26 protein-coding genes are annotated in these 26,455 nt (G+C 60.9%); 25 read left to right on the top strand and 1 reads right to left on the bottom strand.

Annotation, left to right across the window (positions count from 1 at the left end; genetic code table 11):
• Positions 1-23: 23 nt before the first annotated feature.
• The 15 genes from ACGHIZ_RS07105 (at position 24) to ACGHIZ_RS07035 (ending at position 14,665) form a co-directional block, all read left to right on the top strand.
• Entirely contained in the window at positions 24-1,055 is a 1,032-nt protein-coding gene (locus ACGHIZ_RS07105) for a rod shape-determining protein (RefSeq protein WP_006236061.1), read from the top strand.
• Between the two features lie 78 nt (positions 1,056-1,133).
• Complete coding sequence (gene mreC / locus ACGHIZ_RS07100; protein WP_195568698.1) at positions 1,134-2,075, top strand: rod shape-determining protein MreC; 942 nt, start codon at positions 1,134-1,136, stop codon at positions 2,073-2,075.
• A gap of 11 nt (positions 2,076-2,086) precedes the next feature.
• Positions 2,087-2,653: a rod shape-determining protein MreD gene (locus ACGHIZ_RS07095; RefSeq protein WP_022094761.1), complete on the top strand. Its 567-nt coding sequence runs from the start codon at positions 2,087-2,089 to the stop codon at positions 2,651-2,653.
• 13 nt (positions 2,654-2,666) lie between these two features.
• The gene (gene mrdA / locus ACGHIZ_RS07090) at positions 2,667-4,736 is read left to right on the top strand and encodes a penicillin-binding protein 2 (RefSeq protein ID WP_195568687.1); all 2,070 of its coding nucleotides are present in this window, start codon (positions 2,667-2,669) and stop codon (positions 4,734-4,736) included.
• Between the two features lie 9 nt (positions 4,737-4,745).
• Entirely contained in the window at positions 4,746-5,972 is a 1,227-nt protein-coding gene (locus tag ACGHIZ_RS07085; RefSeq protein WP_195568686.1) for an FtsW/RodA/SpoVE family cell cycle protein, read from the top strand.
• Between the two features lie 18 nt (positions 5,973-5,990).
• Positions 5,991-6,920: a YcjF family protein gene (locus tag ACGHIZ_RS07080; protein WP_035138588.1), complete on the top strand. Its 930-nt coding sequence runs from the start codon at positions 5,991-5,993 to the stop codon at positions 6,918-6,920.
• 10 nt (positions 6,921-6,930) lie between these two features.
• Positions 6,931-8,808 (top strand): TIGR03960 family B12-binding radical SAM protein, encoded by a 1,878-nt coding sequence (locus tag ACGHIZ_RS07075; RefSeq protein WP_161144681.1) that lies wholly within the window; start codon positions 6,931-6,933, stop codon positions 8,806-8,808.
• The gene (locus ACGHIZ_RS07070) at positions 8,805-9,617 is read left to right on the top strand and encodes a TIGR03936 family radical SAM-associated protein (protein ID WP_117745946.1); all 813 of its coding nucleotides are present in this window, start codon (positions 8,805-8,807) and stop codon (positions 9,615-9,617) included. Before ACGHIZ_RS07075 ends, ACGHIZ_RS07070 begins: the two co-directional genes overlap by 4 nt.
• Before the next feature lie 67 nt (positions 9,618-9,684).
• The gene (rplU, locus tag ACGHIZ_RS07065) at positions 9,685-10,059 is read left to right on the top strand and encodes a 50S ribosomal protein L21 (protein ID WP_035138585.1); all 375 of its coding nucleotides are present in this window, start codon (positions 9,685-9,687) and stop codon (positions 10,057-10,059) included.
• Between the two features lie 33 nt (positions 10,060-10,092).
• Entirely contained in the window at positions 10,093-10,350 is a 258-nt protein-coding gene (rpmA, locus tag ACGHIZ_RS07060) for a 50S ribosomal protein L27 (RefSeq protein ID WP_006236075.1), read from the top strand.
• A gap of 85 nt (positions 10,351-10,435) precedes the next feature.
• Positions 10,436-11,902, top strand: coding sequence for a GTPase ObgE (obgE, locus tag ACGHIZ_RS07055; RefSeq protein ID WP_195568685.1), 1,467 nt, complete (start codon positions 10,436-10,438; stop codon positions 11,900-11,902).
• Positions 11,903-11,905: 3 nt separating this feature from the next.
• The gene (nadD, locus tag ACGHIZ_RS07050) at positions 11,906-12,583 is read left to right on the top strand and encodes a nicotinate-nucleotide adenylyltransferase (protein WP_089573445.1); all 678 of its coding nucleotides are present in this window, start codon (positions 11,906-11,908) and stop codon (positions 12,581-12,583) included.
• A gap of 87 nt (positions 12,584-12,670) precedes the next feature.
• On the top strand, positions 12,671-13,204 hold the full coding sequence (yqeK, locus tag ACGHIZ_RS07045) for a bis(5'-nucleosyl)-tetraphosphatase (symmetrical) YqeK (protein WP_192923881.1): 534 nt from the start codon (positions 12,671-12,673) through the stop codon (positions 13,202-13,204).
• Between the two features lie 28 nt (positions 13,205-13,232).
• The gene (rsfS, locus tag ACGHIZ_RS07040) at positions 13,233-13,688 is read left to right on the top strand and encodes a ribosome silencing factor (protein ID WP_138374982.1); all 456 of its coding nucleotides are present in this window, start codon (positions 13,233-13,235) and stop codon (positions 13,686-13,688) included.
• 227 nt (positions 13,689-13,915) lie between these two features.
• A complete protein-coding gene (locus tag ACGHIZ_RS07035; RefSeq protein WP_390447080.1) occupies positions 13,916-14,665 on the top strand; it encodes a transposase in 750 nt (249 codons plus the stop codon).
• Positions 14,666-14,883: 218 nt separating this feature from the next.
• Here the strand turns inward: ACGHIZ_RS07035 and dinB are convergent, their stop codons facing one another.
• Positions 14,884-16,137 carry a DNA polymerase IV gene (gene dinB, locus ACGHIZ_RS07030; protein ID WP_390447077.1) on the bottom strand — a complete coding sequence of 418 codons (1,254 nt, stop codon included), beginning with the start codon at positions 16,135-16,137 and terminating at the stop codon, positions 14,884-14,886.
• 201 nt (positions 16,138-16,338) lie between these two features.
• On the opposite strand from dinB, the gene rpsP reads away from it, so the two are divergent.
• The 10 genes from rpsP to rplS all read left to right on the top strand — a co-directional run bounded on the left by rpsP (position 16,339) and on the right by rplS (position 26,454).
• The gene (rpsP, locus tag ACGHIZ_RS07025; protein ID WP_022094749.1) at positions 16,339-16,680 is read left to right on the top strand and encodes a 30S ribosomal protein S16; all 342 of its coding nucleotides are present in this window, start codon (positions 16,339-16,341) and stop codon (positions 16,678-16,680) included.
• Between the two features lie 42 nt (positions 16,681-16,722).
• Entirely contained in the window at positions 16,723-16,968 is a 246-nt protein-coding gene (locus ACGHIZ_RS07020) for a KH domain-containing protein (protein WP_171021534.1), read from the top strand.
• 34 nt (positions 16,969-17,002) lie between these two features.
• Positions 17,003-17,494, top strand: coding sequence for a ribosome maturation factor RimM (rimM, locus tag ACGHIZ_RS07015; RefSeq protein WP_226812527.1), 492 nt, complete (start codon positions 17,003-17,005; stop codon positions 17,492-17,494).
• A gap of 10 nt (positions 17,495-17,504) precedes the next feature.
• Positions 17,505-18,263, top strand: a complete 759-nt coding sequence (gene trmD / locus ACGHIZ_RS07010; protein WP_390447072.1) for a tRNA (guanosine(37)-N1)-methyltransferase TrmD — start codon at positions 17,505-17,507, stop codon at positions 18,261-18,263.
• Positions 18,264-18,265: 2 nt separating this feature from the next.
• Positions 18,266-18,829, top strand: coding sequence for a signal peptidase I (lepB, locus tag ACGHIZ_RS07005; RefSeq protein WP_390447069.1), 564 nt, complete (start codon positions 18,266-18,268; stop codon positions 18,827-18,829).
• Positions 18,830-18,888: 59 nt separating this feature from the next.
• Positions 18,889-19,800: a glycine--tRNA ligase subunit alpha gene (locus ACGHIZ_RS07000; protein ID WP_390447068.1), complete on the top strand. Its 912-nt coding sequence runs from the start codon at positions 18,889-18,891 to the stop codon at positions 19,798-19,800.
• Between the two features lie 3 nt (positions 19,801-19,803).
• On the top strand, positions 19,804-21,900 hold the full coding sequence (gene glyS, locus ACGHIZ_RS06995; protein WP_390447066.1) for a glycine--tRNA ligase subunit beta: 2,097 nt from the start codon (positions 19,804-19,806) through the stop codon (positions 21,898-21,900).
• Positions 21,901-21,934: 34 nt separating this feature from the next.
• Positions 21,935-22,810, top strand: coding sequence for a pyruvate, water dikinase regulatory protein (locus ACGHIZ_RS06990; RefSeq protein WP_390447063.1), 876 nt, complete (start codon positions 21,935-21,937; stop codon positions 22,808-22,810).
• Positions 22,811-23,152: 342 nt separating this feature from the next.
• Complete coding sequence (gene ppdK, locus ACGHIZ_RS06985) at positions 23,153-25,903, top strand: pyruvate, phosphate dikinase (RefSeq protein WP_138374167.1); 2,751 nt, start codon at positions 23,153-23,155, stop codon at positions 25,901-25,903.
• Between the two features lie 209 nt (positions 25,904-26,112).
• Positions 26,113-26,454, top strand: a complete 342-nt coding sequence (gene rplS / locus ACGHIZ_RS06980) for a 50S ribosomal protein L19 (protein WP_006236098.1) — start codon at positions 26,113-26,115, stop codon at positions 26,452-26,454.
• The last annotated feature ends 1 nt before the right edge of the window (position 26,455 follow it).

Raw genomic sequence — 26,455 nt, 5'->3', positions numbered from 1 at the left:
CAGGAGTTGCGTTGTTTTCTTTGATGGATATGTTCTTCGGTAGCTATGCGGGCGATCTTGCCATCGACCTCGGCACCGCAAATACGCTTGTCTCCGTGCGCGGCAAGGGCATCGTCATTCGCGAGCCCTCTGTCGTCGCCATCGACAAGAACGACGAGCGCATCCTGGCGGTCGGTATCGAGGCAAAGCGCATGCTCGGCCGTACGCCCGGCAACATCGTGGCCGTTCGTCCCCTGAAGGACGGCGTCATCGCTGACTTCGATGTTACCGAGGCTATGCTTCGCTACTTTATCGACAAGGCGTCCGAGAAGCGCTATCCGTGGACCCCGCGTCCGCGCGTTGTCGTCTGCGTTCCCTCCGGCGTCACGTCGGTCGAGAAGCGTGCTGTCTTTGAGGCCACGATCCAGGCTGGCGCTCGCCAGGCCTACCTGATCGAGGAGCCCATGGCCGCCGCTATCGGCGCCGATCTGCCCGTCGAGGAACCCACCGGCTCCATGGTCATCGACATCGGCGGCGGTACCACCGAGGTTGCCGTTATTGCTATGGGCGGCATCGTCGTCTCGCAGTCCATCCGTATTGCCGGCGACGAGTTCGATCAGGCTATCCTCACGCACGTTCGAGATGCCTACAACCTGGCCATCGGCGAGCGTACGGCAGAGGACATCAAGATCAAGGTCGGTTCCGCCGTGCCGCTCAAGGACGAGCTCGACGTCGAGGTCAACGGCCGCGACGTGATCACCGGTCTGCCCAAGACCGTACGCATCGAGAGCGAGGAGATTCGTCGCGCACTCAACAAGCCGCTCGACGAGATGGCCAAGGCCGTCAAGGACGCACTCGATGCCACGCCGCCCGATCTTGCCTCGGACCTTATGTACTACGGCATTTTGCTGACTGGTGGCGGCGCGCTGCTGCGCGGTCTCGACGTGCGCCTGCGCGATGAGACCGGCGTTTCGGTCAACGTCAGCCCCACGGCGCTCGATAACGTCGTTAACGGCTGTGCCCGCGTGCTCGAGGCCAATGCGTTTGATGGCGGCTTCGTCCAGACCAATGCTTAATTTCCAAAAGGTGGATTCCATTTGGCACGATCTTCGGGTTTCTCCACAAATCTGAATACCAAGCGACAATCAACGGGTATGCGCCCGTTGATTGTTTTCAGCCTGATTTCGGTGTTGCTGCTCACGTTTTACATCCGCGAGGGCGAGGCAGGACCGATTCATGCCGTGCGTTCGGGCGTAACGACGATTACCTCGCCGGTGCGCTTTGTGGGCTCGGCTGTGGCGGCTCCCTTCAATGCGATCGGCAACGTGTTCTCTAACCTTACGGCGTCGCAGGACACGCTTGACGATCTTAAGAAGCAAAACGAGGAACTGACCTCTAAGGTTGCTGAGCTCTCCGAGGCTCAAAAGACCGCCGAGCGTCTGGAGGGGCTGGTCGGCCTGCAGTCGACCTATAACCTCAAATCGACCGCAGCTCGTATTGTTGGTGCCTCGGGCGATGCCTGGACCTCGACCGTCACCATCGACAAGGGCTCTGCCGACGGCCTTACCATCAACATGCCTGTGACGAGTTCGGCCGGTGTTATCGGCCAGATCATCGAAGTCTCGGCCAAGACGTCCACCGTGCGCCTGATTGGCGACGAGAACTCGGGCGTGTCCGCTATGGTGCAGGACACGCGCGCCCAAGGCATGCTGCAGGGTCAGGCTGACGGCACGCTGCGTCTTGAGTACGTGAGCGTCGACTCCGATGTTAAGGTTGGCGACATCATCGTGACCTCGGGCATTGGCGGTGTGTTCCCCAAGGGTCTACCGCTCGGCACCGTCTCGTCGGTCGAGAAATCGGCAAACGACGTGTACTACACCATTGTGGTGCGCGCCCAGACCACGGCCGAGAACAACGAGGAAGTGCTGGTCATCACCTCGCTGACCGACGAACAGTCGGCCTCGGATGAGGACGTGAGCACGGCCAACAGCACGCCGCAGGGAACGTCGCGCGATGCTGCGACCAAGACGATGGACGAGAGCTCGGATGACAGTTCCGACACGTCCGAGACGACCGATTCCGGCTCGAACGAATAGGGGGCATGTCCATGGATCTACACGAGCAGGGGATGAGCTCCCGCACGTTTGTAATCGCCGCCATCGTGTGCGTGCTGCTGCAGGCAGGCCTGGCACCGCAGATCTCCATTGCGGGCGGTCGCGTCAACTTCATGATTATCCTGGTGTGCCTAAGCGTGTTCTCGGGCGACCCGACCCGTGCCGTCGTGTGCGGTTTTTGCAGCGGCTTGTTCTATGACCTGTCCGCTGCCGTGCCGGTGGGCGTTATGTCGCTCCTGCTGACCGTGGGTTCTTTTGCCCTGGTGCACAGCGCCGTCGGTCAGACGGGCGGTACCCCGAGTGCGCGCGGCGTCACTGTGGGCGCCTTTGCGCTCGTCATTAATGTGATTTACAGCATCATCTTGCTGTTTATGGGTTTGGAGACGAGCTTTGTCGTGGCGATCTTCGGCCATGCGCTGCCGTCCTCGATCCTGACGGGTCTGGTTGCCATTCCGTTTTTGATGTCCGGCGTCGTGCCGCAGTCCGGCTATGGATTCTCCGCACGTGGCGGACGCCAGACGGGTATGCGCTTTAAGCCCAAGACCCGCAAGCTCAAATAGGGGAGGCCCGTAGATGTCTTCCCAGTTGACGGTTATTATCGCTGGTATCGTGCTGGTTGTGGCCATCGTGGTCGCGCTGGTCATCATGCGTCGTGGCGATTCCCGTTTTACCTACGATACGCAGCATGGAACGGCCCCACGCGCCACCGAGGGCGAGGGCAATACCGCGGCGACCGCCTTTAAGGGCCGCTTTTCCATCCTCACCACGGGTGTGGGCGCGATGTTTGCGGCGCTCGCCGTCAAGCTGTGGGGCATGCAGATGGTCTCGTCGGACTATTACGAGAAGCAGGCTAATAGCAATCAGACTCGCACCGTTACCACTCCCGCTGTACGCGGCCGCATCCTCGACCGCAATGGCGTGGCGCTTGTCCAGAACCGTCCCTCACTTGCTGTCGTGGCCTACCGCGACCTTGCCGAGGATGAGGTTCTGGTTCGCCATCTTGCCAACGTGCTTGGAATGCCTTACGTGGCGGTCCTTCGCAATATTCAGGACAATACAGAGGGCGCTCAGAGCCTGCATACCATCGCGACGGACGTCCGTCGCTCCACGGTTGCCTATATCAAGGAACACGCCGGCGAGTTCCCGGGCGTCAAGATTGCCGAGCGTACCGAGCGCCAGTATCCATATGGCGAGACGGCATGCCATATCTTGGGCTATACCGGCACCATTACCTCCGAGCAGCTCGAGGCCCAGAATAAGAAAACCTCTGGCGATGATGATGCTTCTGCTGGCAAGATTACGTACCAGTCGGGCGATATCGTGGGCCAGGCGGGCGTTGAGAGCTACTACGAAAACCTGCTGCAGGGTATTCGTGGCGAGCAGACCGTCAAGGTCGATGCCTCGGGCAATGTGACCGGTCAGGCCGGTGCCGTGCCTGCGAAGGCCGGCTCCGACATTAAGCTCACGCTCGACCTTAAGATCCAGCAGGCCTGCGAGACGGCGCTGGCGAGCGCTATCGAGCTTGCCAAGACCACTGGCTACAGCAATGCCGGCAACGGCGCTGTGGTGTGTCTCGATCCCAACAATGGCGAGATCCTGGGCATGGCGAGCCAGCCCAAGTTCGATCCGTCTGTCTTTATCGGCGGCGTCTCAAATGACGTGTGGACCGAGCTCAATGATGACAAGGGTTCGCACCCGCTGCTCAACCGCGCCATTAGCGGACAGTACATGTCGGCCTCGACCATCAAGCCGCTCTCGGCACTGGCCGGTCTTGAGTTTGGAACCTACACGTCGGGGCAGACGACCAACTGCACGGGCTATTGGACGGGTCTGGGCAAGTCGTGGGGCAAGTACTGCTGGTTGCATTCCGGCCACGGCACCATGACGCTGCAGTCGGGTATCGCCAACTCGTGCGACCCTGTCTTCTACGACATGGGCAAGGCGTTCTTTTATGACGAGCAACATCCCGAGGGCTTGCAGGAGGTCTTTCGTCGCTGGGGCCTAGGCAAGACCTGCGGTATCGATCTGCCGAGTGAGGGCGCGGGCCGTATTCCCGATGCCGAGTGGAAAGAGTCGTACTTCACCGACGCCTCTGCCGAGGACCGCAAGTGGAATGCCGGCGATATGACCAACATCGCCATCGGCCAGGGCGATATCCTGGTGACGCCCCTGCAGATGGCGTGCGCCTATATGGGTCTTGCCAACGGCGGCAAACAGTACGTGCCTCACGTGTTTTTGTCTGCCGTGTCGCGCGATGGCGACGGCGATGCCTATAAGTACAACGGCAAGGGCAAGAAGAAGCGCCTGGAGGCCAAGATCAACAGCGATTCGGATTTGGCTCTTGTTCGCAACGGTATGCACGACGTGATTTACACGGCATCGACGTCCCTGGCGGCGCACTTTGGCACCCTGACGCCGCAGGTATACGGCAAGTCGGGCACGGGCGAGAAAAGTGGCGAGGACGAATACGCGTGGTTCTGCGCCTATGCGCCGGCCGATGACCCCAAGTATGTCATCGCTACTGTCCTGGAGCAGGGCGGCGGCGGCTCAGATACCGCGATGCATGTCGTGCGCGACGTGCTCGGCGTGATTTATGACGAGCCCGATACCTCTTCGGCCTCGGGCGATTCTTCGGTTCGATAGGAGGTTGCGATGGATTTTTCTCCGGCGGATCTGTTCCGTTCAACCAAGACCGGCTCTCGCAGCAGCCTGGACCGCGTCAACAAGCAACTTTCGGCCTCGCGCGGCACGTTTCGCCAAAAGGTGCATATCGGTGTGCTCGTGGCTACTGTGGCGCTCGTCGCCTACGGTGCCATCATCATCTGGTCGGCTTCGCAGTTTAAGGCCGATGCCTCGTTCTCACGCCATCTGCTGGGAATCGGCATCGGGGCGGTGCTGGCGGTGCTGGTCTGGCGCTCCGACCTGCGCGGTATTTCCAATTTCTCGACGGCGTTGCTCGTCATCGACCTGATCGTGATCCTCTCGCCCAAGATTCCGGGTCTGTCCTATACGGGCGGTCTGGGCATGACGGGCTGGATCAAGATTCCCGGTATCGGCTTGACATTCCAGCCGGTTGAGCTTGCCAAGCTCATCACCATCTTCTTTATTGCTACGCTTGGCTCGCAGTATAACGGTCGCATCGATACCGTTCGCGACTACGTCAAGCTCTGCGGCATGCTGTCCATTCCGTTTTTGGCCGTCGTTGCCATGGGCGACCTGGGATCGGGCCTGGTCGTGCTGGTTTCGGGCGCCATCGTCATTTGTATGAGCGGTGCACGCCGCGAATGGGTGCTGTCGACCCTGGCCCTGCTCGTGGGCTTGGTGGCCCTCGTTCTGGCGCTCGATTCGGTCTTTGATTCGTTGCTCGGCCACGATGTGCTCATCAAGCAGTATCAGATGAACCGTCTGACGGTCTTTATCGACCCCGATAATGCCGATTCGGACGATGCCTACAACCTGCAGCAGTCGCTTATCGCCGTTGGCTCGGGCGGCTTCTTTGGTAAGGGTTTGGGCCATGCGACGCAGTCGGCCGGCGGCTTTCTGCCTGAGTTCCACACCGACTTCGTCTTCGCCTTTTTGTCCGAGACCTTTGGTTTTTGCGGTTCCTTTTTTCTCTTGTGCCTCTACGTGCTGCTGATCTTTTCGACGATTCGCGTCGCCTTTAAGTGTGAGTCGCTGTTCCTGCGTCTGTCGTGCGTAGGTATCGTCGGCATGTGGGCATTCCAGACCTTCGAGAACATCGGCATGTGCATCGGCATGATGCCGATTACCGGTATTCCGCTACCGTTTATTAGCTTCGGTTCGTCTTCGATGATGATCCAGCTGCTGACGGTGGGTATCGTACAATCCATATGGCGGCATCGTTCGGGCGCCGCGTAACCGCTGGAGGGGTTTGCTATGAAAATTCCCGTAGATAAGCTGACCCGCGCTTTTAAGATGGGCGCGTCCGTTAAGAAGGATTCCGATACGCCGGTGCGCGTCTCGGTCTATCTGGATTCGTCCGCCTCGCGCTTTCTGGCCGAGACGGTGCGTGACGCCTTTGTGCCGCAGACGACCTCGGGCATTGTGCGCGTCGAGCGTCTGGGGGAGGAGCGAATTGCTCCAAAGACCGATACCGATGTGGTGCTGGTGCTCTCGTGTGGTTCCGACCGCTTGGAGAGTGCCGTGCAGGAGCTCGTGATCGCCGGCGCGCCCGTGTGCGTGCTTGCCGAGTCTGCTGTGGAGGTGCCGTTTATCGAGGAGTCCACGCCCATGCTCGGTGTGGTGGCGGCAACCGATAAGACGTATCTGCTCGAGACGCTTGCCCGCTGGATTCTCGATCGCACCGACAAGGAAACGGCTTTTGCGGCGAACTTTGCCTTCATGCGCATCGCGGCGGCCAATCGTATCATCACCTCGTGTGCGCTCACCAATATGGCGACCGGGGCTTTGGTGTTTTTGCCGGGCACCGATTATCCCGTTATGGCGCTGGCGCAGGTGGGCATGCTCTTTGAGCTCGCTGCCGTCTTTGGACGCGGCATTAAGCCTGAGCGCGGCTACGAGGTCGCGGGCGTGCTTGCCGGCGGTCTTGTGATCCGCGCGGTCACCCGCGCGCTCGTCAAGCAGACGCCGCATATTGGGTTTGCCGTCAAGGCGCTCGCTGCTGCCGCGGGCACCTATGGCATGGGCCGTGCGCTCGTTTCGCTCTACGAGCGCGATGTCGACTACAGCCGTGCTAACGAGGTGGTCACTGCCACGTTTTCCCGCGTTCGCGATCTGGTGACTGCGGTCGCGGGCGCTACCCGTCCTATGGCGTCCTATCAGGACGCATCAGATCTCGCTGCTTAGGGGTTTTCCGTTGCGCGTTGCATACCAAGACTGTTTTCATTTAATTGAGCCGTTGCTCGCCAAGGTCGAGAAGCCGAGTCGCTATATCGATCACGAGTGGGGCACGCTTTCCAAGGCCGATGCCGACTACCGTTGCTGCCTGATCTACCCGGATGTGTACGAGGTCGGTCTGCCCAACCAGGGCATCGCCATCCTCTACAACATCCTTAACCAGGCCGAGGGCATCTCCTGCGAGCGCGGCTATGTGCCGTGGCCCGATATGGGTGACGCCATGCGCGAGGCAGGCATTCCGCTGCTGTCGCTCGAGGGTGCAGCGCCGGTCGCTTCGTTTGATATCGTCGGCCTGCATGTGCCGCACGAGATGGCGGTGACGAACTTCCTCGAGGCACTCGACCTCGCTGGTATTCCGCTGTTAGCGGCTGACCGCACCGAGGACGACCCCATTATCATCGCCGGCGGCCCCTCGGTGTACAACCCCGAGCCGTACGCGGCCTTCTTCGATGTTATCCTCATCGGCGAGGGCGAGGAATCGCTGCTCGAGACCTGCCAGTTGCATCGCCGTCTGCGTGACGAAGGAGTCCCGCGCGCGCAGATTGTCGAGCAGCTTGCATCCATTGCCGGCAACTACGTGCCGTCGCTCTATGAGGTTTGTCACGACGAGCCCTGCTCGCCGCATGGCTACACCGTGCCGCGTGAGGGCAAGGATGCGCCGACCGTGGTCTACAAGCGCGTCGTCGAGGATTTCGGCGCCACGAATCCGCTGTCGCAGTCGTGCGTGCCCTATGCGCAGCTGGTCCACGACCGCCTGTCTATCGAGATCCTGCGCGGCTGCGCCCGCGGCTGTCGTTTTTGCCAGGCCGGCATGACGTATCGCCCGGTGCGTGAGCGCTCGGCCGACCAGATCGTCTCGTCGGTGATTCAGGGTCTGGAAAAGACCGGCTATGACGAGGTGTCGCTGACCTCGCTCTCCACGACCGACCACTCCTGCATTCGCGATGTGCTCGGCAGGCTCAACCATCGCCTGGAGGATACGGGTATTCGCGTGTCTATTCCGTCGCAGCGCCTGGATTCGTTTGGCGTGGATATGGCCGAGTCGGTCGCCGGCGAAAAGAAGGGCGGACTGACGTTCGCGCCCGAGGCCGGCAGCCAGCGCATGCGCGACATCATTAACAAGAACGTGACCGAGGAGGACCTGGACCGTGCGGCCAAGGCGGCCTTCGAGGCCGGTTGGAACCGCATGAAGCTCTACTTTATGATGGGCCTTCCCGGCGAGCGCGACGAGGACATCGTGGCCATCGCCAATCTGGCCGATCACGTGCTGGAGCTCGGTCGTTCCGTGGTGCCCAAGGCTCGTCGCGGCTCGATCTCGGTGTCGATCTCGGTTTCGGTCTTTATCCCCAAGGCTGCCACGCCGTTCCAGTGGTGCCCGCAGCTCGACTACGACGACGTCAAGCGTCGCCAGAAGCTGCTCATCACGAGCGTTCGCAACCGTGCCGTCCGCGTTCATTACCACGATGCCGAGACCTCGCTCATCGAGGCTGCGCTGTCCCGCGCCGGTCGTGACATGACGCCCGTCATCATCGACGCTTGGCGCTCGGGCTCTCGCTTTGACGCCTGGGTAGAGCATTTCTCGCTCGATAACTGGAAGGAAGCTGCTGCCAAAAACGGCATCGACCTCAATGAGCTCGTGCACCTGCCCTACGAGTTGGACTGGCGCCTGCCGTGGGAGCACGTGAGCCCCGGCTGCACGCGCGGCTTCCTCGAGCGCGAGTACCGTCGCTCGCTCGAGGGCGTCACGACTCCCGACTGCACCCGCACGTCGTGCACCGGCTGCGGAATCTGCCCCACGCTCCACGCCAAGAATGTATTGATGGGTGATCGCGCATGAGTGAGCGCCTGACCGACAACCCCACGCTCTTTAGACTTCGTGTTCGCTATGGCAAGCGCGATCGCCTTAAGTACCTGGGCCATCTCGAAGTGATCCATACCATTGAGCGCATCGTGCGCCGTGCGGGACTTCCCTATGCCGTCACGCAGGGCTTCTCTCCGCACATGCGCGTGGGCTTCTCTTCGGCGCTACCGGTTGGTACGTCGTCGACCTGCGAGTGGTATGACCTGTTTATGACCGAGTTCGTGGCGCTCGACGAGGCGTTTGAGCGCCTGGCTGCGGCGTCTCCGGCCGATCTGGCGCCCATCGAGGCGGCGTACATCGACGTGCGCACGCCGGCATTGACGGCGCAGCTCACGCGCCTGTCGTATCGCATCGACTTACACCTGGATCCCGAGGCGCCCGTAAGCGCCGACGAGGTGCGTCGTGCGATCGACACGCTGCGCGCGGATCATGGCATCGACTACGCGCGCGGCAAAAAGAGCAAGCGCTTGGATTTGGATCACACGCTCGTTGGCTATGAGCTCACGGCGGGGGAGCGCCCGGACCATTTGGTTCTCATGCTCGACACCCATGCCGACAACGAGGGCTCTATGCGTCCGGAAATTTTGCTTTCTGCTGCTGATGTTTTGTTGCAGGGCTTGACCCCGGGCGTGGATGCACCTATTGTTTCCACCGGTATGCAAGACCTCGTGACCATCTGCTCCTACGATGTCGAGCGTCAGAATCAAGCATGCGAGGACGACGAGGGCCGACTCGTCAGCCCCATACCTGTGCGAACTTGTGGATTTGCTCCACATACTCGTTGACGGGGGTATTTTCGCCTGCTACTATATTCGGCTGTTGCACTAACTGATGCATGAAGGGCAAGTAAACATGTACGCAATCGTTAACACGGGCGGCAAGCAGTACAAGGTCGCCACCGACGATGTCATCACCGTCGAGAAGATCGAGGGCAATGAGGGCGACAAGGTCACCCTGCCGGTTATCTTCCTCAACGATGGTAAGAAGATCGTCACCGATCCCGACAAGCTGGCCAAGGCCAAGGTTACCGCTCAGATCGTTGAGCAGTTCAAGGGCGAGAAGCAGCTGGTCTTCAAGTTCCACAAGCGTAAGCGCTATCGTCGTCTGAAGGGTCACCGTCAGCAGCTCACCAAGCTGAAGATCGTGAAGGTCCAGGCTACGTCCCGCGCCAAGAAGGCTGTCAAGGCAGAGGCCGAGGCTGTTGCCGAGGCTCCCGTCGCCGAGTAGATTACACTCGTAACGAAAGAGTAGGTATACACAATGGCACACAAAAAAGGACTCGGTTCCTCCCGTAATGGCCGTGACTCCCGCGGTCAGCGCCTTGGCACGAAGCGCTATGCCGGCCAGACGGTAACCACGGGCACGATTCTCGTCCGTCAGCACGGCACGCACATCCACCCGGGTGAGAACGTTGGCCGTGGTAAGGACGACACGCTGTTCGCGCTGGTCGACGGTACCGTTGAGTTCCACAAGGGTATCAAGCACAGGGTCAGCGTACGCCCGCTCGCGAACGCGTAATTCACCCTTCATAGAGCACATATGTGGGAGGCACTTGAGTTTTAGGATTCAAGGGTCTCCCTCTTTTTTGTAGGAGGCGATTCTGTTGTCACAGTTCACCGATATCAGCCGCATTAACGTGTGCGGCGGCGACGGCGGAGCCGGATGCATGTCGTTTAGGCGCGAGGCATTTGTCCCCAAGGGCGGCCCCGATGGCGGCGACGGCGGTCGTGGCGGCAATGTCGTCATCCAGGCCGATGCTCAGCTGTCTTCGCTGATCGATTACCGCTTTAAGCATCACTTCCGCGCCGAGCGCGGCACGCACGGGCAGGGTGCCCGTCGTAACGGCAAGAGCGGCGAGGACCTGATTCTCAAGGTCCCTATGGGTACCGTGGTGCGCGAGCTCGATCCCGAGACGCAGACCCCGATGTTCGAGATCGCCGACCTGGTGCACGACGGCGAGCGCGTCGTCGTGGCGCCCGGCGGTGCCGGCGGTCTGGGCAACACACACTTTGTGACGTCGGTGCGTCGCGCTCCGGCCTTTGCCCAGCTCGGCGAGCCTGCCGAGGAACACTGGATCGAGCTCGAGATGAAGCTTATGGCCGATGCCGCGCTTGTGGGCTTTCCCTCGGTGGGTAAGTCATCGCTCATTGCGCGCATGAGTGCCGCCCGCCCCAAGATTGCTGACTACCCGTTTACCACGCTCGTGCCGAACCTCGGCATGGTGCGTGCCGGCGAATATTCTTACGTCGTTGCTGACGTCCCCGGTCTCATCGAGGGCGCGAGCGAGGGCCGTGGCCTGGGTCACCAGTTCCTGCGCCACATTGAGCGTACGGCACTCATCATGCACGTCGTCGATATGACGGGTGGTTTTGAGGATCGCGATCCGGTCGAGGACTATCGCATCATCAACCGCGAGCTCGAGCAGTATGGCGCCGAGCTTTCGGAGCGTCCGCAGATCGTCATTGCCAACAAGTGTGATGCGCCGGGCACGGCCGACAAGATTGCCGACCTTAAGCGTGCGGCGCTCGACGATGGCCATATGTTCTTTGCCGTGTCTGCTGTTACGGGCGCCGGCCTCAACACGCTGATGCTTGCCGTGGGCGAGCAGGTGGCTAAGCTTCGCGCCGAGCTGGCGGTCTCTGATGAGCCGGTCGATCTGCGCGACGAGGAGTGGGAGCGTCGCCGCCTGCAGCGCGAGAAGCGTTTCCGCATTGTCCAGGAAGAGCCCGGTGCCTTCCGCGTGGTCGGTCGTGCCATCGAGCGCATGGTCATCCAGACCGACTGGGAAAACGAGGAAGCCGTCATTTACCTGCAGCATAAGTTTGCGCGTATGGGTGTTGACGACGCGCTCGAGAAGGCCGGTTGCCGTGCGGGCGACGAGGTCCGCATTTGCCAGCGCGCTTTTGACTTTGAGGGCGCCGAGGACTTCTCGGAGTACGAAGAGCTCGAGGATGCTGGCGAGGACGTTGCCGTCGAGGCCATTGACGTGGCCGATGCTGCGGATGAGGGCGTCGAGGTTGTCGATGCGGCGGATGCCGAGGACGATGCCGAGACCTCGGAGGGCGAGTAAGCCATGTCGCTGCGCGGTGGAATCGGTCTGCCCGAGCTTCCTCTAGAGGACGGGCAGGAGTTTAGGCTCGGCATTATGGGTGGCACCTTTGATCCCATCCATTACGGGCACCTGGTGACCGCTGAGCAGGCGCGTGAGTCCCTCGACTTGGATGCCGTGCTCTTTATGCCGGCGGGCACGCCTGCCTTTAAGCTTGACAAGCCGGTGACGCCTGCCGAGGATCGTTATGCCATGACGGTCCTCGCCACCGCCGCGAACCCGGCCTTTTTGGCGAGCCGGTTCGAGATCGACCGCCCGGGCGTAACCTATACGGCTGATACGCTTCATGCCCTTCGCGACTTTTACCCGCCGCAGGTAAAGCTCTACTTTATTACGGGCGCCGATGCGATTATCGATATCGTGACCTGGCATGATGCCGAACGAATCGCTGAGCTTGCTACCTTTATTGCGGCGACACGACCGGGCTTTGATATCGATACAGCGCGTGCCCGAATCAAAGAGTCGGGGCTGCCGTTCGACGTGCGCTATATTCAGATTCCGGCGCTGGCGATCAGCTCGACGAACATTCGTAAGCGAGTTGCCCGCGGCATGAGCGTGCGCTATCTTACGAGCGAGTCCGTGCTCGGCTACATTCGCAAACGCAGGCTATATGCCGATTTGGGCCAAGAAGATTTTGAGTGATGGGGGTCTACGTTGTCGGTAGAGGATCAGTTTGAGGGCGATGAGCGCGCACTGCTCAAGCGCATTCAAGAGCTGCTCGATGTTCGCATGAAGGATAAGCGCAAGCGCTATGTGCATTCGCTGGGTGTTGCCGAGACCGCACTTCATCTGGCCGAGGTCTACGGCGTTGACCGCTTTGATGCCGCTGCCGCCGGCTTGATCCACGACTGGGACAAGGTGCTTTCCGATGACGAGCTCGTGGCCCGCGCGCTTCACTATGGCATCAAGGTTGCCGGCTCTCCTTCGGCCGCGACACCGCTGCTGCATGGCCCAGTTGCCGCCTATGAGCTTCCGCAGCTTTTTCCCGGGCTGTCGCCGGCGGTCTTTCAGGCTGTCGACCGTCACACCGTGGGAGCTTGCGACATGACGCCGCTCGATATGGTGGTCTTTGTGGCCGATGCCATCGAGCCCAACCGCCACGGCGATTATGCCCACGCGCTGCGCAAGATGGTGGGGGAGTCGACGCTCGATGAGTTGTTCTTCTCCTGTTTTGCGCAGGGTTTGGTCTATGTGATCCAGTCCGGGCGTTATCTTTATCCCACGGCTATTACGATTTACAACCATTACGCCCAGCTACGCTAGCTCGGGTGCGTCTAGAAAGAGGTATTCCATGGCCGACGAGACCATGACTGACGAGCAGATTCTCAAGGATGTGGAGCACAAGAGCTTCGCCGCCACGTCCGACCGCACCGCCGCCTCGCTGTCCGCGAGCGGTGTCGCCGCCGAGGATGTCGCCCGCGCCGCCGCGCAGGCCGCCTACGACAAGAAGGGCGAGGACGTTCAGGTGCTCGACCTGACTGAGCTTTCCGATGTGTGCGACTACTTTGTCCTTGCTACCGGCACCAACAACCGCCAGGTTGATTCGATCGTCGACGAGATTGAGGAGAAGGTCGCCGAGGCTTGCGGCGAGCATCCGTTCTCCATCGAGGGCCGCGAGCAGAAGACTTGGATGCTCATGGACTACGGTTCGGTTGTCGTCCACGTCTTCACTCCCGAAGCCCGCGACTTCTACCGCCTCGAGAAACTCTGGGGAGACGCCCCCCAGCTCCCCCTCAATCTCCTCTAGAGCTTTGCTTGGGCCAGGGCTTTTTTAGCTACCCTTATCCGTTTGCCGGGCAGTTGCACCATTTGCAGCTGCCCGGCTTTCTTTTGCCCAAAAGTAGCTAATTTGGGACGGGGCTTTTTTAGCTACCACCTACCGTTCGCCGAACAACGCGATTTGTCGCACCCAGTACGTTTTTTTCTGCTCTGGCTCGGGTAACGTAATTCTTATCTGTAGAGGAGGGAATGCGTATGACTCGGACTGCGCGAGAAATCTCTGAATATGGCTTTTACCATGTCGTTCAAAAGGGGTGTGGTGGTCAGCTGATATTTGAGGATGAGGATGATCGACTCTATTTGATTCGGCTGATTGCTTCGAAATGCCAGAAGTTCAAAGTTGATGTCATCGCGTGGTGCCTTATGGATAACCATATTCATCTTCTGCTTGACGATGAGCATGCTCATCTGAGTGATTGCATGCATTCGATTACGACGGCGTATGCCATGTATTTCAATTCTAAGACAGGCAGAAATGGTCCACTCTTCCAGGATCGATTTAAGAGCGTGCCGATTCTTGATGATGATCAGCTGCTCAGCTGCGTTCGTTACATTCACGATAACCCTGCGAAAGCCAGAATTGACACTGCTTCGCTCTATCGCTGGAGCAGCTTTAGCGAGTATATGGGCTATCCGGGTATTTGTAAGACTGATTGCGTGCTCGAGTTGCTCGGGAATTCTCAGAGGTTTTTTGCATTTAGCACCTCGGGCGAGCCCAATGGCTATTGCTTCCGTTATGGCGCTCACGTGAGTGATGCTGACGCGCTTGAGTTTGCGCAGGCGTTGCTCAAACCTTACGAGCCTCACCATCTCAAAGCTCTGCCAAAGGGCGTGCGTGATGACTGTATCCGCAAGCTCAAAAGCGAGGGCTTTTCGATCAAGCAGATCGTGCGCCTCACGGGCATCGGCCACTGCACGATTCAAAAAGTCAAAGTTGAAAAGTAGCTCATTTCAGGCGGGGTAATTTTGCTACGGCCACCAAACCGGGCATCCGGGGTAGTCAATTTGGGACGGGGCTATTTTAGCTACCCTTTGGCTGACGGTGAATGAATTAGGCCGAATGAATCTCAACCGATATATAGGGGTAGCTAAAATAGCCCCGTCCCAAATTGACTACCAATGCCGTGTCGGACGGAAGGCAGCAACCCCCCGTCCAAAAAAGACTAGTTATTGAAGCGGGATTGGCGGCCGAAGGAAAGGGCGGTGTCGCCGAATTTGTCTCGGACGGCGTCGATGGCGACGGAGAGGTCGCGGCGGTCGCTGGATTGGGCTCCGCGGTCGTCGACTTCGCAGAACAGGTCGGTCTGGATGCCGCCTTGGTGGTCGAAGTCGCTCATGCTGATGCCCGCTAAGCGAACATGCATGCCTTCCTGCCAGATGTTGTCGAGCAGCTCGAGCGCAACCGCCACGAAGATGTTCTCATCGTCGGTCGGATGAGGCAGCCGGCGCTGTGCCGTACGCCCGCTTCCATACGAATACTTGAGCTTGAGCGTTACCGTGGCACCCGTCAGCCCCTGACGGCGCAGGCGGCGTCCCACTGACTCTCCCAACAGCGCAATTGCCGCCTCAATATCCCCACGCTCAGTCAGATCTTTAGCAAAGGTGCGTTCATTGCTGACCGACTTGATCTCTCGCTCTTCATCGAGGCTCGTGACTTCGGAGATTTCGAGTCCCAGCGCACGCTGACGCATGCGCTCGCCATTGACGCCAAAAATATAGGCCAAGGTGGATTCCGGTGCACGTGATAGCTCGCCGAGGGTGTAGATGCGCATGCGGCGCAGTCGCTCCTCGGCCGAGCGCCCGATGCCGCTCATTGCAGATACCGGCAGTGCGGCCAAAAAGCGCTGCTCGGTTCCGGGGCGCACGATGGTCAGCGCAAACGGCTTATCCCGCTCGCTTGCGATCTTTGCGACCGTCTTGTTGCAGCCCACGCCAATGGAGCAGGTCACTCCCAGCGCTGCCACGCGGTCGCTTATACGCCGCGCAACCAGCAGCGGGTCTTCGGGCGCAAAGCGACCCGGTGTGATATCGATAAAGGCTTCGTCGATGGATACGCGCTCAACACGCGGGGTCTCGTCGGCGAGAATCGCCATGACCTGTGCGCTCACCTCGCGGTAGCGATCAAAGTGCCCGTGCGTCCAAATGGCTTGCGGGCACAGGCGCCGCGCCTCGGCCGAGGCCATGGCAGAGTGCACGCCAAAGCGACGCGCCTCATACGAACACGTGGATACGACGCCGCGAGAATCGGCATCGCCACCCACGATGAGCGGCTTTCCGCGCCATTCGGGATGATCGAGCATCTCCACGCTCGCAAAAAACGCATCGAGGTCCATCAGGCCCACCGCCGGACCCGTCCAGGGAGGCGGCGTGACGCCCATGGCATCCTCATAACCGTATGTATGTTCGCGTCTTTCCATGTCATGAGTATACCGCGCAGCTCATGTGGGGTGCGTGTATGTGCTTGCAAATCCCGAATTCTTGTCTAAGATATGGATTTGCCCTCGACTACACCGAAGAAGTTGGTCTCACGGACTTCACCTGCCCGCGTCGATGGCGTATTATGTTCAACTGTTTGTTTGTAGTTGCAGCCTAAAGCTGCTTGGTTGGAGGAGTTTCCTTTGGCAGTCAAGATTCGCCTTGCTCGTCACGGCGCTAAGAAGCGTCCGTACTACCGTGTCGTCGTCGCCGATTCCCGCGCCCCGCGTGACGGTCGTATCATCGAGGAGGTTGGCCGCTACAACCCGATGACCGCCCCCAAGACCATCAACCTCGACCTCGAGAAGATCGCCGACTGGCAGTCCAAGGGCGCTCAGCTCACCGACGCCGTCGCCGCTCTGGTCAAGGCCGCCAACGAGGGCGAGAAGACCGAGACCGTCGTCAAGAAGTCCAAGAAGCAGCTCGCCAAAGAGGCCGAGGCCGCTAAGGCTGCCGCTGAGGCCGCTGAGGGCGCCGAGGAGTAAATCGTGCCTGAGGTTGACGCTGCACAGCTCGAGGGTGAGGCAATGCTCTCAGATCGCATCGCCGATCTCGTCGAATATCTCGTTGTTCAGATCGTCGACGACCCGGATTCCGTGAGCCTTGAGGTCATCGATGGTGACGACGCCTCTACGATTGAGGTTTCGGTCGCCGAGGATGACGTCGCTAAGGTCATCGGCCGTCGTGGCCGTACCATCAAGGCCATTCGCACGCTCGCCCGTGCACTGGCCGCTCGCCTCGACACTGCTGTCGAGGTAGAGGTTCTGGGCTAGGACCTTGAGGTCCCAGTACAAAAACATCGCCCGTGTGGTCAAGCCGCACGGAAGGAAGGGGGAGGTCCTCGCGCAGCCGCTGCGGGGGCTTCCTTCTGTATTAGAGCCGGGTATGCGCGTCGCCCTGACGCCGCCGGCGCTCAAGCGCGACCGCTTCTGCACGGTCGTGTCCGTCACCGATACGGGCGATGGCGATCTGGTCTCGTTTGAGGGCATTGACGACTTGACGGCCGCCGAGGGCATCACGGGATGCTACGTGCTGGCAAATCGTGACGACTTTGAGCTCGATTCGCTCGACGCCGCCTATACCGACCTGATGGGTCGCGAGGTGGTCGACGAGCGCTTCGGTTCGCTCGGCACGATCGTCGAGATCATGTCGACGCCCGCTAACGATGTTTGGGTTGTCGAGGGCGATCGGTACGGCGAGGTACTGATTCCCGTGATCGAGCAGGTTGTGCTCGATCTTCCCGACACAGGAACAATTTCCGTCCACGTTATGGACGGCTTGATCGATATGGACAAGTAGGGAGGACAACATGCTGATTGAGACCCTTTCGGTCTTTCCCGAGATGTTTGAGCCCGTCATGTCCACATCGATTTTGGGCCGCGCCCGCAAGGCCGGCCTTTTTGATTTTAAGGCGTATAACCTGCGCGACTGGACGCACGACCGCCATCGCACCGTCGATGACGAGCCGTACGGCGGCGGACAGGGCATGCTCATGAAGGTCGAGCCTATTGCCGAGGCCATCGAGGCCATTAGCGCAGAGGGTCCCAAGCCCACTGTGGTGTTCTTTACCCCCTGTGGCGAGCCCTTTACGCAGCATGTGTCTGAGCGCCTGCTCAAAAGCGAGCGCCTGCTGTTTGTGTGCAGCCGTTACGAGGGCGTCGACGAGCGCGCGTATGCGTATGCCGACGAGCGTCTGTCGATCGGCGACTACGTGCTCACGGGCGGCGAGCTTCCCGCTATGGTCGTTGCCGATGCCGTCGTGCGTCTGATTCCCGGCGCCCTGGGCGACGAGATGAGCAATGTGGACGAGTCCTTCTCGACCGCCGAGGACGGTGGCCTGCTCGAGTACGCGCAGTACACCCGCCCCGCCGAGTTCAATGGCGAGGGCGTGCCTCCAGTGCTCGTAAGTGGCGATCACGCCAAAGTTGACGCCTGGCGTCGCAAGAACGCCATCGAGCGCACCTGCCGCTGGCGTCCCGACCTGATCGAGACAGCGCGGCTCACGCCCGAGGAGCGCGCTTACGCGCAGGAGATCCTTGACGCTTCGTATTCGCAGAGCGAGGAGTGAGTATGGTTCCTACGCAACATTCCGCGTTGAGGGGCGCTTTTGAGTGGATCGCGGTCATCGTGATCGCACTGGTCGCTACCTTCCTGATCCGCACCTTTGTGGTCGAGCCCTTTGTGGTGCCCACCGGCTCTATGGAGGACACGATCGAGATTGGCGACCAGATCCTGGCACAAAAGGTGAGCCTCGAGCTCGGTCAGCCCGTCAGCCAAGGCGACATCGTGGTATTCCACAACCCCGATGGCACCTCCGAGCATGATGTTCTTGTCAAGCGTGTTATTGCCACGGCCGGCCAGACGGTCGACCTGCAGGATGGCAAGGTGGTCGTTGACGGCCAAGCGCTCGACGAGGACTATACGACGGGCATGAGCTGGCCGCTTTCGGTCCAAGCGCCCGGCGCTCAGGTAAGCTATCCCTACACCGTCCCCGACGGGTGCGTGTGGGTGATGGGCGACAACCGCGAAAACTCTGCCGACTCACGCTACTTTGGCCCCGTCGATCGCTCTGATTTGATCGCCGTGGCGCTTGTGCGCTACTGGCCGCTCAACCGTATCGGCGCTATCGACTAAAAACCGCTATAGTACAGTACCTAACCGTGTAATCGTTTCGACGAGGGGATATTAGAGGCATGAACGCTTCATCGCTTTCCTTCCAAGACATCATCCTGCGCCTCCAGCAGTACTGGGGCGAGCAGGGCTGCGTCATTATGCAGCCCTATGACTCCGAGGTCGGTGCCGGTACCTTCCACACCGCGACCACGCTGCGCTCGCTCGGTCCCGCCGAGTGGCGCACCTGCTATGCGCAGCCTTGCCGCCGTCCCGCCGACGGCCGCTACGGCGAGAACCCCAACCGCATGCAGCACTACTATCAGTTCCAGGTTCTCATCAAGCCGTCGCCGGTCAACGCCCAGGAGCTCTACCTGGGGTCTCTTGCCGCCATTGGCCTGGACCCCAATGACCATGACGTCCGTTTTGTCGAGGACGACTGGGAGAGCCCGACGCTGGGCGCCTGGGGCCTTGGCTGGGAGGTCTGGCTCAACGGCATGGAGGTCACGCAGTTTACGTACTTCCAGCAGGTGGGCGGCATCGAGGTCGACCCCGTGCCCGTCGAGATCACCTATGGCCTGGAGCGTATCGCCATGTACGCCCAGGGCGTCAACTCGGTCTACGACCTGGTGTGGAGCTACCTGCCCGACGGCGCGCCCATGACCTATGGCGACGTGTTCCTCGAGAACGAGCGCGAGTTCAGTGCCTATAACTTTGAGGTCGCCAACGTCGAGATGATGCGTCAGAAGTTTGACGACTACGAGGCCGAGTGCCATGCCTGCCTGGAGCGCAAGCTTCCGCTGCCGGCGTACGATTGCGTCATGAAGTGCAGCCATGCCTTCAACCTGCTCGATGCCCGCGGTGCGCTGTCCGCAGTCGAGCGTGCCAACTACATCCTGCGCGTCCGTGCCGTCGCCAAGGCGTGCTGCGAGGCCTATATGGCCGAGGTCGCCGGAGTCAACGAGAATGCCGACCAGGAAGGCGAGGTGGCGTAAACCATGGCAGACGCTAAAGATTTCCTGTTTGAGATCGGTACGGAGGAAATGCCCTCCGCACCGCTGAACAATGCCGTCAAGCAGCTTGGCACCATGATCGCCAAGGGTCTCGACGAGGCCGGTCTGGCCCACGGCGAGGTCCGCGTGATCTCGAGCCCGCGCCGTCTTGCCGCGCTCGTGGCTAATGTCGCCACCGCGACCGACGAGGTTCACGAAGTCAAGCGCGGCCCTGCGGCAAACATTGCCTTCGATGCCGACGGCAACGCCACTAAGGCCGCCCAGGGCTTTGCCCGCAAGTGCGGTGTGGCTGCCGAGGACCTGGTCCGTCGCGAGGACACCGACGGTCGCGAGTATGTCTTTGCCGAGAAGAACATTCCCTCCGCACCGGCCACCCCGATCCTGACGGCCCTGTGCGAGAAGACCATCGCCGGCCTGCAGTGGCCCAACTACCGCTCTCAGCGCTGGGGTCACGAGCATGCGACCTTTGTTCGTCCGGTCCGTTGGATCTGCTGCCTTCTGGGCGAGGATGTCGTGCCCGTGTCGTTTGCCGACGTGACGAGTGGCAACACCACGCGCGGTCATCGCGTGCTTGGCCCCGGTGACCACGTTGTCGCCAGCCCCGCCGCCTACGAGCAGGTGCTCGAGGACGCCGGCGTGCTCTCTGCCGAGCGCCGTCGCGAGGCCATCCTCGCCGGTATCGCCGAGGTCGAGGCCGCCCGTCCCGGCTGCCATGTCGATACGCCCAAGAAGGTCTTCGAGGAGGTCATCAACCTCTGCGAGTGGCCGACGGTGCTCGTCGGTACCTTCGACGAGGAGTTCCTCAAGGTCCCGCACGAGATCATCTGCGAGTCCATGCTCACCAACCAGCGTTACTTCCCGATCTATGACGGCGAGGGCAAGCTGACGCGTGAGTTCGTGGTCGTCTCCAACAGCAAGCCCGAGAATGCCGAGCGCGTGATCGACGGCAACGAGCGCGTCGTGCGCGCCCGTCTGGACGACGCCAAGTTCTTCTACGAGGAGGATCTGAAGATCTCCCTCGACGAGTTCCGTGAGCGTCTGGCCAAGGTCGCCTTCCAGGAGAAGCTCGGCAGCGTGCTCGCCAAGTCCGAGCGCATCGAGCAGCTCGCGCTCGCTATTGCCCGTGAGGCACACCTGGGTGCTCATCTGGCAGCCGACGCCGGCCGTGCCGCGCACCTGTGCAAGGCCGACCTGGTGTCCAACGCCGTCGTCGAGTTTACGAGCCAGCAGGGCGTGATGGGCGGTTACTACGCCACCGCGATGGGGGAGAACGACGAGGTCGCCCACGCCATTCGAGATCACTATCGTCCCCGCTTTGCCGGTGACGAGCTGCCCGAGGGCACCGCTGGCTGCATCGTGGCCTGCGCCGACAAGCTCGATACCATTGCCGGTATCTTTGCCATCGGCGAGCCCCCGACCGGCTCCTCCGACCCCTATGCGCTGCGTCGTGCCGCTATCGGCATCATCAACATCCTGCGCGACCGTCTGCTGATCGACCCCACGTCGCTCATCGACTTCGCCCTCGAGCTCTACAGTGAGCAGGGCATTGAGTTCGACGCCGCCGAGGTCGCCCAGCAGGTCCGTGACTTCTTCCACGGCCGCCTGGTGAGCATGGCCCGCGACGAGAAGATTCCTGCCGATACCGTTGCCGCCGTCTCCGCGGTGCACATCATCGCCCCGTCCGTCTTCTTCGCCCGCTGCGCCGCCCTCGACGAGGCCCGCAAGAACGACGCTGAGACGTTCGACAACCTGGCGACCGCCTATGCCCGCGCCGCGCACATCTCCAAGCCCGAGCTGGGTGCGGAGTACGACCGCAGCCTGATGGGCGAGGCCGAGCTCGCGCTTGCCGACGCCTCCGAGGCTGCTCAGACTGCTGTCGACGTCGCCCTTACTGCCGAGGATTACCCGGCCGCATTTGCCGCCCTTGCCGCCCTGCGTGCTCCCATCGACCGTTTCTTCGATGAGGTCATGGTCATGGACAAGGACGAGCAGCTCCGCGATAATCGCCTTAAGCTGCTCAACCGCTTCGAGGCCGTTTTCTCCGGCATCGCAAACATCGGTGAGCTTGCCCGCAAAAAGTAAGCCAGCCTGCGCGTAAGCGCAAAAGGAGCCCCGCATGGATTGCCCGGTCACCGCTCGTCCCACCGTTATCGTTATCTCCGACTCGCTCGGCGATACCGCTTGTGAGGTGGTGCTTGCGGCGTCCGGGCAATTTGATGAAGGGACTTTTCATCTCTTGCGCCTGCCTAAGGTGACCTCGGTGGAGCAGGTTAAGTCGTTTGTGGGATCTCGCGTCGATGCCGACCATCGCGATATTGCCGTGTTCCATACCATTGTCGATCCGGCGCTTCGCGCCCGTGTGCTCGATTACCTGGGTATGTTGCATATTCGCTCGGTCGACCTGATCGGCCCGACGCTTGCCGTGCTGTCGTCGCTCATCGGTGTGCCGCCCAAGGGCGTTGCGGGCGTGATTCACAGGACCGATGACCGCTATTTCCATCGTATCGAGGCCATGGAGTATTTCGTTGAGCACGATGACGGGCGCGGCTGCGACGATCTGTCGGGTGCCGATATCGTGCTGCTGGGCGTATCGCGCACGTCCAAGACGCCGCTGTCGATGTATTTGGCCTATCAGGGTTACAAGGTTGCCAATGTTCCGTTGGCCCATGGCGTGGAGCCGCCGAAGTCGATTTACGAGGTTGACCCGATGCGCCTGTTCGGCCTGATTTCGACCGTCGATGTGATTTCCGAAATTCGCGATAGCCGCTTGGGCGATGATTACGCTCGTGCCGTTGCCGGCTCCTATGCCGAGCCCGAGAGCGTGCACAGCGAGCTCGAGGAAGCCCGTGCCCTCATGAAGCGCCTAGGCTGCTTTGTGGTGCGTACCGACGGCAAGGCCATCGAGGAAAGCGCTGCCGAGATCATTAGCCACTTGGAGGAAATCCAAGAAGCCCGTGCCCGCCGCGCCGCCCGTCGAGCCCAACAAAAGTAGCTAATTTGGGACGGGGCTTTTTTAGCTACCCCGACTGAGGCCGCGAGCTTTTTGGCCGATTGCCGACGGGGGCAGCTAAAAAAGCCCCGTCCCAAATTAGCTACTTATGGTAAAGCGATTTAGCAAATACATTGCATCTGACCTGTATTTTCTTGTAGTGGTATCTTCATAAGGTGACCACCTTTACCTACCGTTTACCGCCAGTTTTAGCACGTTTACCAAACCGCGCATCCTCTGCTTAAGCCCGCTCAAAACCCGCCGTATAGTTCCCTCACGGCCCGCATCTGGCGGGTCGATTCGTTACCACGGTCGTGCGCGTAAGTGCATGGAAGGGGAAGTATCGTGAGCGATTGCAAGAGGGTTTACCGTTTTGGAACCGACGCCCAGGGCACCTGTGTCACCGAGGGCGACAAGTCCATGAACTTCGCGCTTGGCGGCAAAGGCGCTAACCTTGCCGAGATGAGCCGTATCGGCCTGCCGGTTCCCGGTGGCTTTACTATTACCTGCCAGACTTGCGTCGAGTACTCCGGTGCCGGCAACGTGTGGCCCGAGGGTGCACTCGATGAGATCGTTGCTGCCGAGGCGGACCTCGAGGCCCGCTGCGGCAAGAAGCTCGGCGACGCCTCCGATCCGCTGCTCGTGTCGGTTCGTTCGGGCGCTCCGTTCTCCATGCCCGGCATGATGGACACGGTCCTCAACTTAGGCCTCAACGACGACTCCGTTCAGGGGCTCATCGCCCAGACGCAAAATCCGCGTTTTGCTTGGGATAGCTACCGCCGCTTTATTCAGATGTTCTCCAACGTCGTTATGGGCGTTGACGCCGACCTGTTCGAGAACGCGCTGACCCAGGCACGCCTGGTCGCCGGCGTCCGCGTCGACTCCGAGCTTTCGGCCGAGGATCTGCAGGAGCTCGTCGAGACCTTTAAGGGCATCTTCTCCGAGAACGTCGATGCCTCCCTGTATCCCGAGCTCGAGGTCGCTGACGGCAAGCCCGTTTTCCCGCACGACCCGGAGCTTCAGCTACGCCTTGCAATTCAGGCCGTCTTTGGCAGCTGGATGAACGAGCGTGCCTGCATCTACCGCAAGCAGCATGGCATTTCCGACGAACTCGGCACCGCCGTCAACGTACAGGCCATGGCCTTTGGCAACAAGGGCGAGACATCTGCGACCGGCGTTGCCTTCACGCGCAATCCGGCCGACGGCACCAAGGAGTTCTACGGTGATTTTTTGGTTAATGCCCAAGGCGAGGACGTCGTCGCCGGTATCCGCAACACCGAGCCCATCGCCGACCTCAAGGCCACCCCGGGCCTCGAGTCCGCAGGCAAGGAGCTCGAGCGCGTCTTCCTGACGCTCGAGGATCACTATCGCGACATGTGCGACATTGAGTTCACCATCGAGCAGGGCAAGCTCTGGATGCTCCAGACCCGCGTGGGCAAGCGAACTGCCACCGCCGCCCTGCGCATCGCCATCGAGATGGTCGAGGAGGGTCTGATCACCCGCGATGAGGCTGTGAGCCGCATCGATCCCGCGCAGCTCGACCAGCTCCTGCACCCACAGTTCGACGCCTCCAAGAAGTACGAGGCTCTCGCCAGCGGTCTTAATGCCAGCCCCGGTGCCGCCGTGGGCGAGGTCATGTTCTCGAGCGACGACGCCGTCGCGCGCGCCAACGAGGGCCACAAGGTCATTCTGGTTCGTTGGGAGACCAACCCCGACGACCTGAAGGGCATGGTCGCCGCCGAGGGCATTCTGACCAGCCACGGTGGCAAGACGAGCCATGCCGCCGTTATCGCCCGCGGCATGGGTACGCCCTGCGTCTGCGGCGTTGAGCGCTTCCATATCGACGCCGCCGAGAAGGTCGTGCGCATCGAGGGCAGCGACCGCGTGCTGCATGAGGGCGATGTCATCTCCATCGACGGCACCCAGGGTATCGTCGTCGACGGCGCCGTTGATCTGGTTTCGGCCGAGCTCACCGGCGACCTGGACACCATCCTGTCCTGGGCCGACGAGATTCGCCTGGACGAGACCGGCGGCCACGCCAACCATGTGCGCGTCAACGCCGACAACCCCGAGGATGCCGCGCTCGCGCTCGAGTTTGGCGCCGAGGCCATCGGCCTGTGCCGCACCGAGCACATGTTCCTGGGCGACCGCAAGAACATCATCCAGAGCTTCATCCTCTCCGATGATGAGGCCGTGAAGCAGCAGGCCCTGGCGGACCTGCTTAAGGTTCAGACCGAGGACTTCCTGGCGATGTTCAAGACCATGTCCGGTCGCGACGTAGTTGTTCGCCTGCTCGATCCGCCGCTTCATGAGTTCCTGGATAATCCTCGCGAGCTCGAGGTCGCCATCACCAAGAAGGAAGCCGCTGGCGCCAGCGAGGAAGAGCTTGCCGTCCTGCGTGCCCGCCTGCGCCGTATCGATGGCATGGTCGAGTCGAACCCCATGCTCGGCCTGCGCGGCGTGCGCCTGTCCGTTGTCTTTAGCGATCTGCCACTCATGCAGGTTCGCGCCGTCGCCACGGCTGCCGCTCGCCTCATCAAGGAGGGCGTCGATCCGCGTCCCGAGATCATGGTTCCGCTCGTCTCCATCACGGCGGAGCATGTCCAGACCCGCGAGGTCATCGAGCGCGTGATCGCCGAGGTTTCCGTCGAGGAGGGCGTCGAGCTCAATATTCCCGTGGGCACGATGCTCGAGCTGCCGCGTGCCTGCATGGTTGCCGACGAGATCGCCCATCATGCTGACTTCTTCTGCTTTGGCACCAATGACCTCACCCAGACGACCTTCGGCTTCTCTCGTGACGATGCCGAGGCCAAGTTCATCCCGCTGTACATGCACAAGAAGATCTTGAAGGACAACCCCTTCGAGACCATCGACTCGGCGGTGCTGGAGCTCGTGCGCATGGCCGTCGAGAAGGGTCGCGCCACCAACCCCGACATGCACTTTGGCGTGTGCGGCGAGCACGGCGGCGACCCCAAATCCATTAAGGGCCTGTTCAACGTGGCCGATGTGGACTACGTGTCCTGCTCGCCCTATCGCGTGCCCCTCGCGCGCCTGGCGGCCGCTCAGGCCAAGCTCGAGGCGAAGCGCTCCGCCTAACGTTTTGGGTTTAGACGCCTAGCGTAGCCCCCTTCATGCCGCCCGTCTCATTCGCGAGGCGGGCGGTTATCATGTGCGGGTTTTGTCTTTTTGTCTGCGTAAAAAATTGTTCTTGCAGCAGAAACCCGCGCGTGTATACTCGAATACGTTTGTTCAACTACGTGCCGGCCAAGGTGGTACGGCACCTCTAGAAGAGTAAGGAATTGCACATGGATTACATCCGCGCAATCGAGCGTCAGCAGATCCGCGAGGACATTCCTCAGGTTCGCGTCGCCGACAACGTCAAGGTTCACTACCGCATTAAGGAAGGCGACCGCGAGCGCATCCAGGTCTTCCAGGGCGACGTCATCCGCATGGCCGGCGCCGGTGCCCGCGAGACCTTCACTGTCCGCAAGATGTCCTTCGGTGTCGGTGTTGAGCGTACCTTCCCGCTTCACAGCCCCAAGATCGCCAAGCTCGAGGTCGTTCGTCATGGTCGCGTCCGTCGCGCCAAACTGTACTACCTCCGCGACAAGGTGGGCAAGGCTGCTCGCATCCCCGAGAAGCGCTAAG

Source organism: Collinsella sp. i05-0019-G5, from assembly GCF_042851345.1.
Classification (GTDB): Bacteria; Actinomycetota; Coriobacteriia; order Coriobacteriales; family Coriobacteriaceae; genus Collinsella.
This window is presented reverse-complemented; position numbering and strand designations above follow the sequence as displayed.

Coding starts and splice junctions, on each gene's coding strand:
- ACGHIZ_RS07105 (WP_006236061.1), top strand. CDS start 24: ATGGATATGTTCTTCGGTAGCTATGCGGGCGATCTTGCCATCGACCTC.
- mreC (WP_195568698.1), top strand. CDS start 1,134: ATGCGCCCGTTGATTGTTTTCAGCCTGATTTCGGTGTTGCTGCTCACG.
- ACGHIZ_RS07095 (WP_022094761.1), top strand. CDS start 2,087: ATGGATCTACACGAGCAGGGGATGAGCTCCCGCACGTTTGTAATCGCC.
- mrdA (WP_195568687.1), top strand. CDS start 2,667: ATGTCTTCCCAGTTGACGGTTATTATCGCTGGTATCGTGCTGGTTGTG.
- ACGHIZ_RS07085 (WP_195568686.1), top strand. CDS start 4,746: ATGGATTTTTCTCCGGCGGATCTGTTCCGTTCAACCAAGACCGGCTCT.
- ACGHIZ_RS07080 (WP_035138588.1), top strand. CDS start 5,991: ATGAAAATTCCCGTAGATAAGCTGACCCGCGCTTTTAAGATGGGCGCG.
- ACGHIZ_RS07070 (WP_117745946.1), top strand. CDS start 8,805: ATGAGTGAGCGCCTGACCGACAACCCCACGCTCTTTAGACTTCGTGTT.
- rplU (WP_035138585.1), top strand. CDS start 9,685: ATGTACGCAATCGTTAACACGGGCGGCAAGCAGTACAAGGTCGCCACC.
- rpmA (WP_006236075.1), top strand. CDS start 10,093: ATGGCACACAAAAAAGGACTCGGTTCCTCCCGTAATGGCCGTGACTCC.
- nadD (WP_089573445.1), top strand. CDS start 11,906: ATGTCGCTGCGCGGTGGAATCGGTCTGCCCGAGCTTCCTCTAGAGGAC.
- yqeK (WP_192923881.1), top strand. CDS start 12,671: ATGAAGGATAAGCGCAAGCGCTATGTGCATTCGCTGGGTGTTGCCGAG.
- rsfS (WP_138374982.1), top strand. CDS start 13,233: ATGGCCGACGAGACCATGACTGACGAGCAGATTCTCAAGGATGTGGAG.
- ACGHIZ_RS07035 (WP_390447080.1), top strand. CDS start 13,916: ATGACTCGGACTGCGCGAGAAATCTCTGAATATGGCTTTTACCATGTC.
- dinB (WP_390447077.1), bottom strand. CDS start 16,137: ATGGAAAGACGCGAACATACATACGGTTATGAGGATGCCATGGGCGTC.
- ACGHIZ_RS07020 (WP_171021534.1), top strand. CDS start 16,723: ATGCTCTCAGATCGCATCGCCGATCTCGTCGAATATCTCGTTGTTCAG.
- trmD (WP_390447072.1), top strand. CDS start 17,505: ATGCTGATTGAGACCCTTTCGGTCTTTCCCGAGATGTTTGAGCCCGTC.
- lepB (WP_390447069.1), top strand. CDS start 18,266: ATGGTTCCTACGCAACATTCCGCGTTGAGGGGCGCTTTTGAGTGGATC.
- ACGHIZ_RS07000 (WP_390447068.1), top strand. CDS start 18,889: ATGAACGCTTCATCGCTTTCCTTCCAAGACATCATCCTGCGCCTCCAG.
- glyS (WP_390447066.1), top strand. CDS start 19,804: ATGGCAGACGCTAAAGATTTCCTGTTTGAGATCGGTACGGAGGAAATG.
- ACGHIZ_RS06990 (WP_390447063.1), top strand. CDS start 21,935: ATGGATTGCCCGGTCACCGCTCGTCCCACCGTTATCGTTATCTCCGAC.
- rplS (WP_006236098.1), top strand. CDS start 26,113: ATGGATTACATCCGCGCAATCGAGCGTCAGCAGATCCGCGAGGACATT.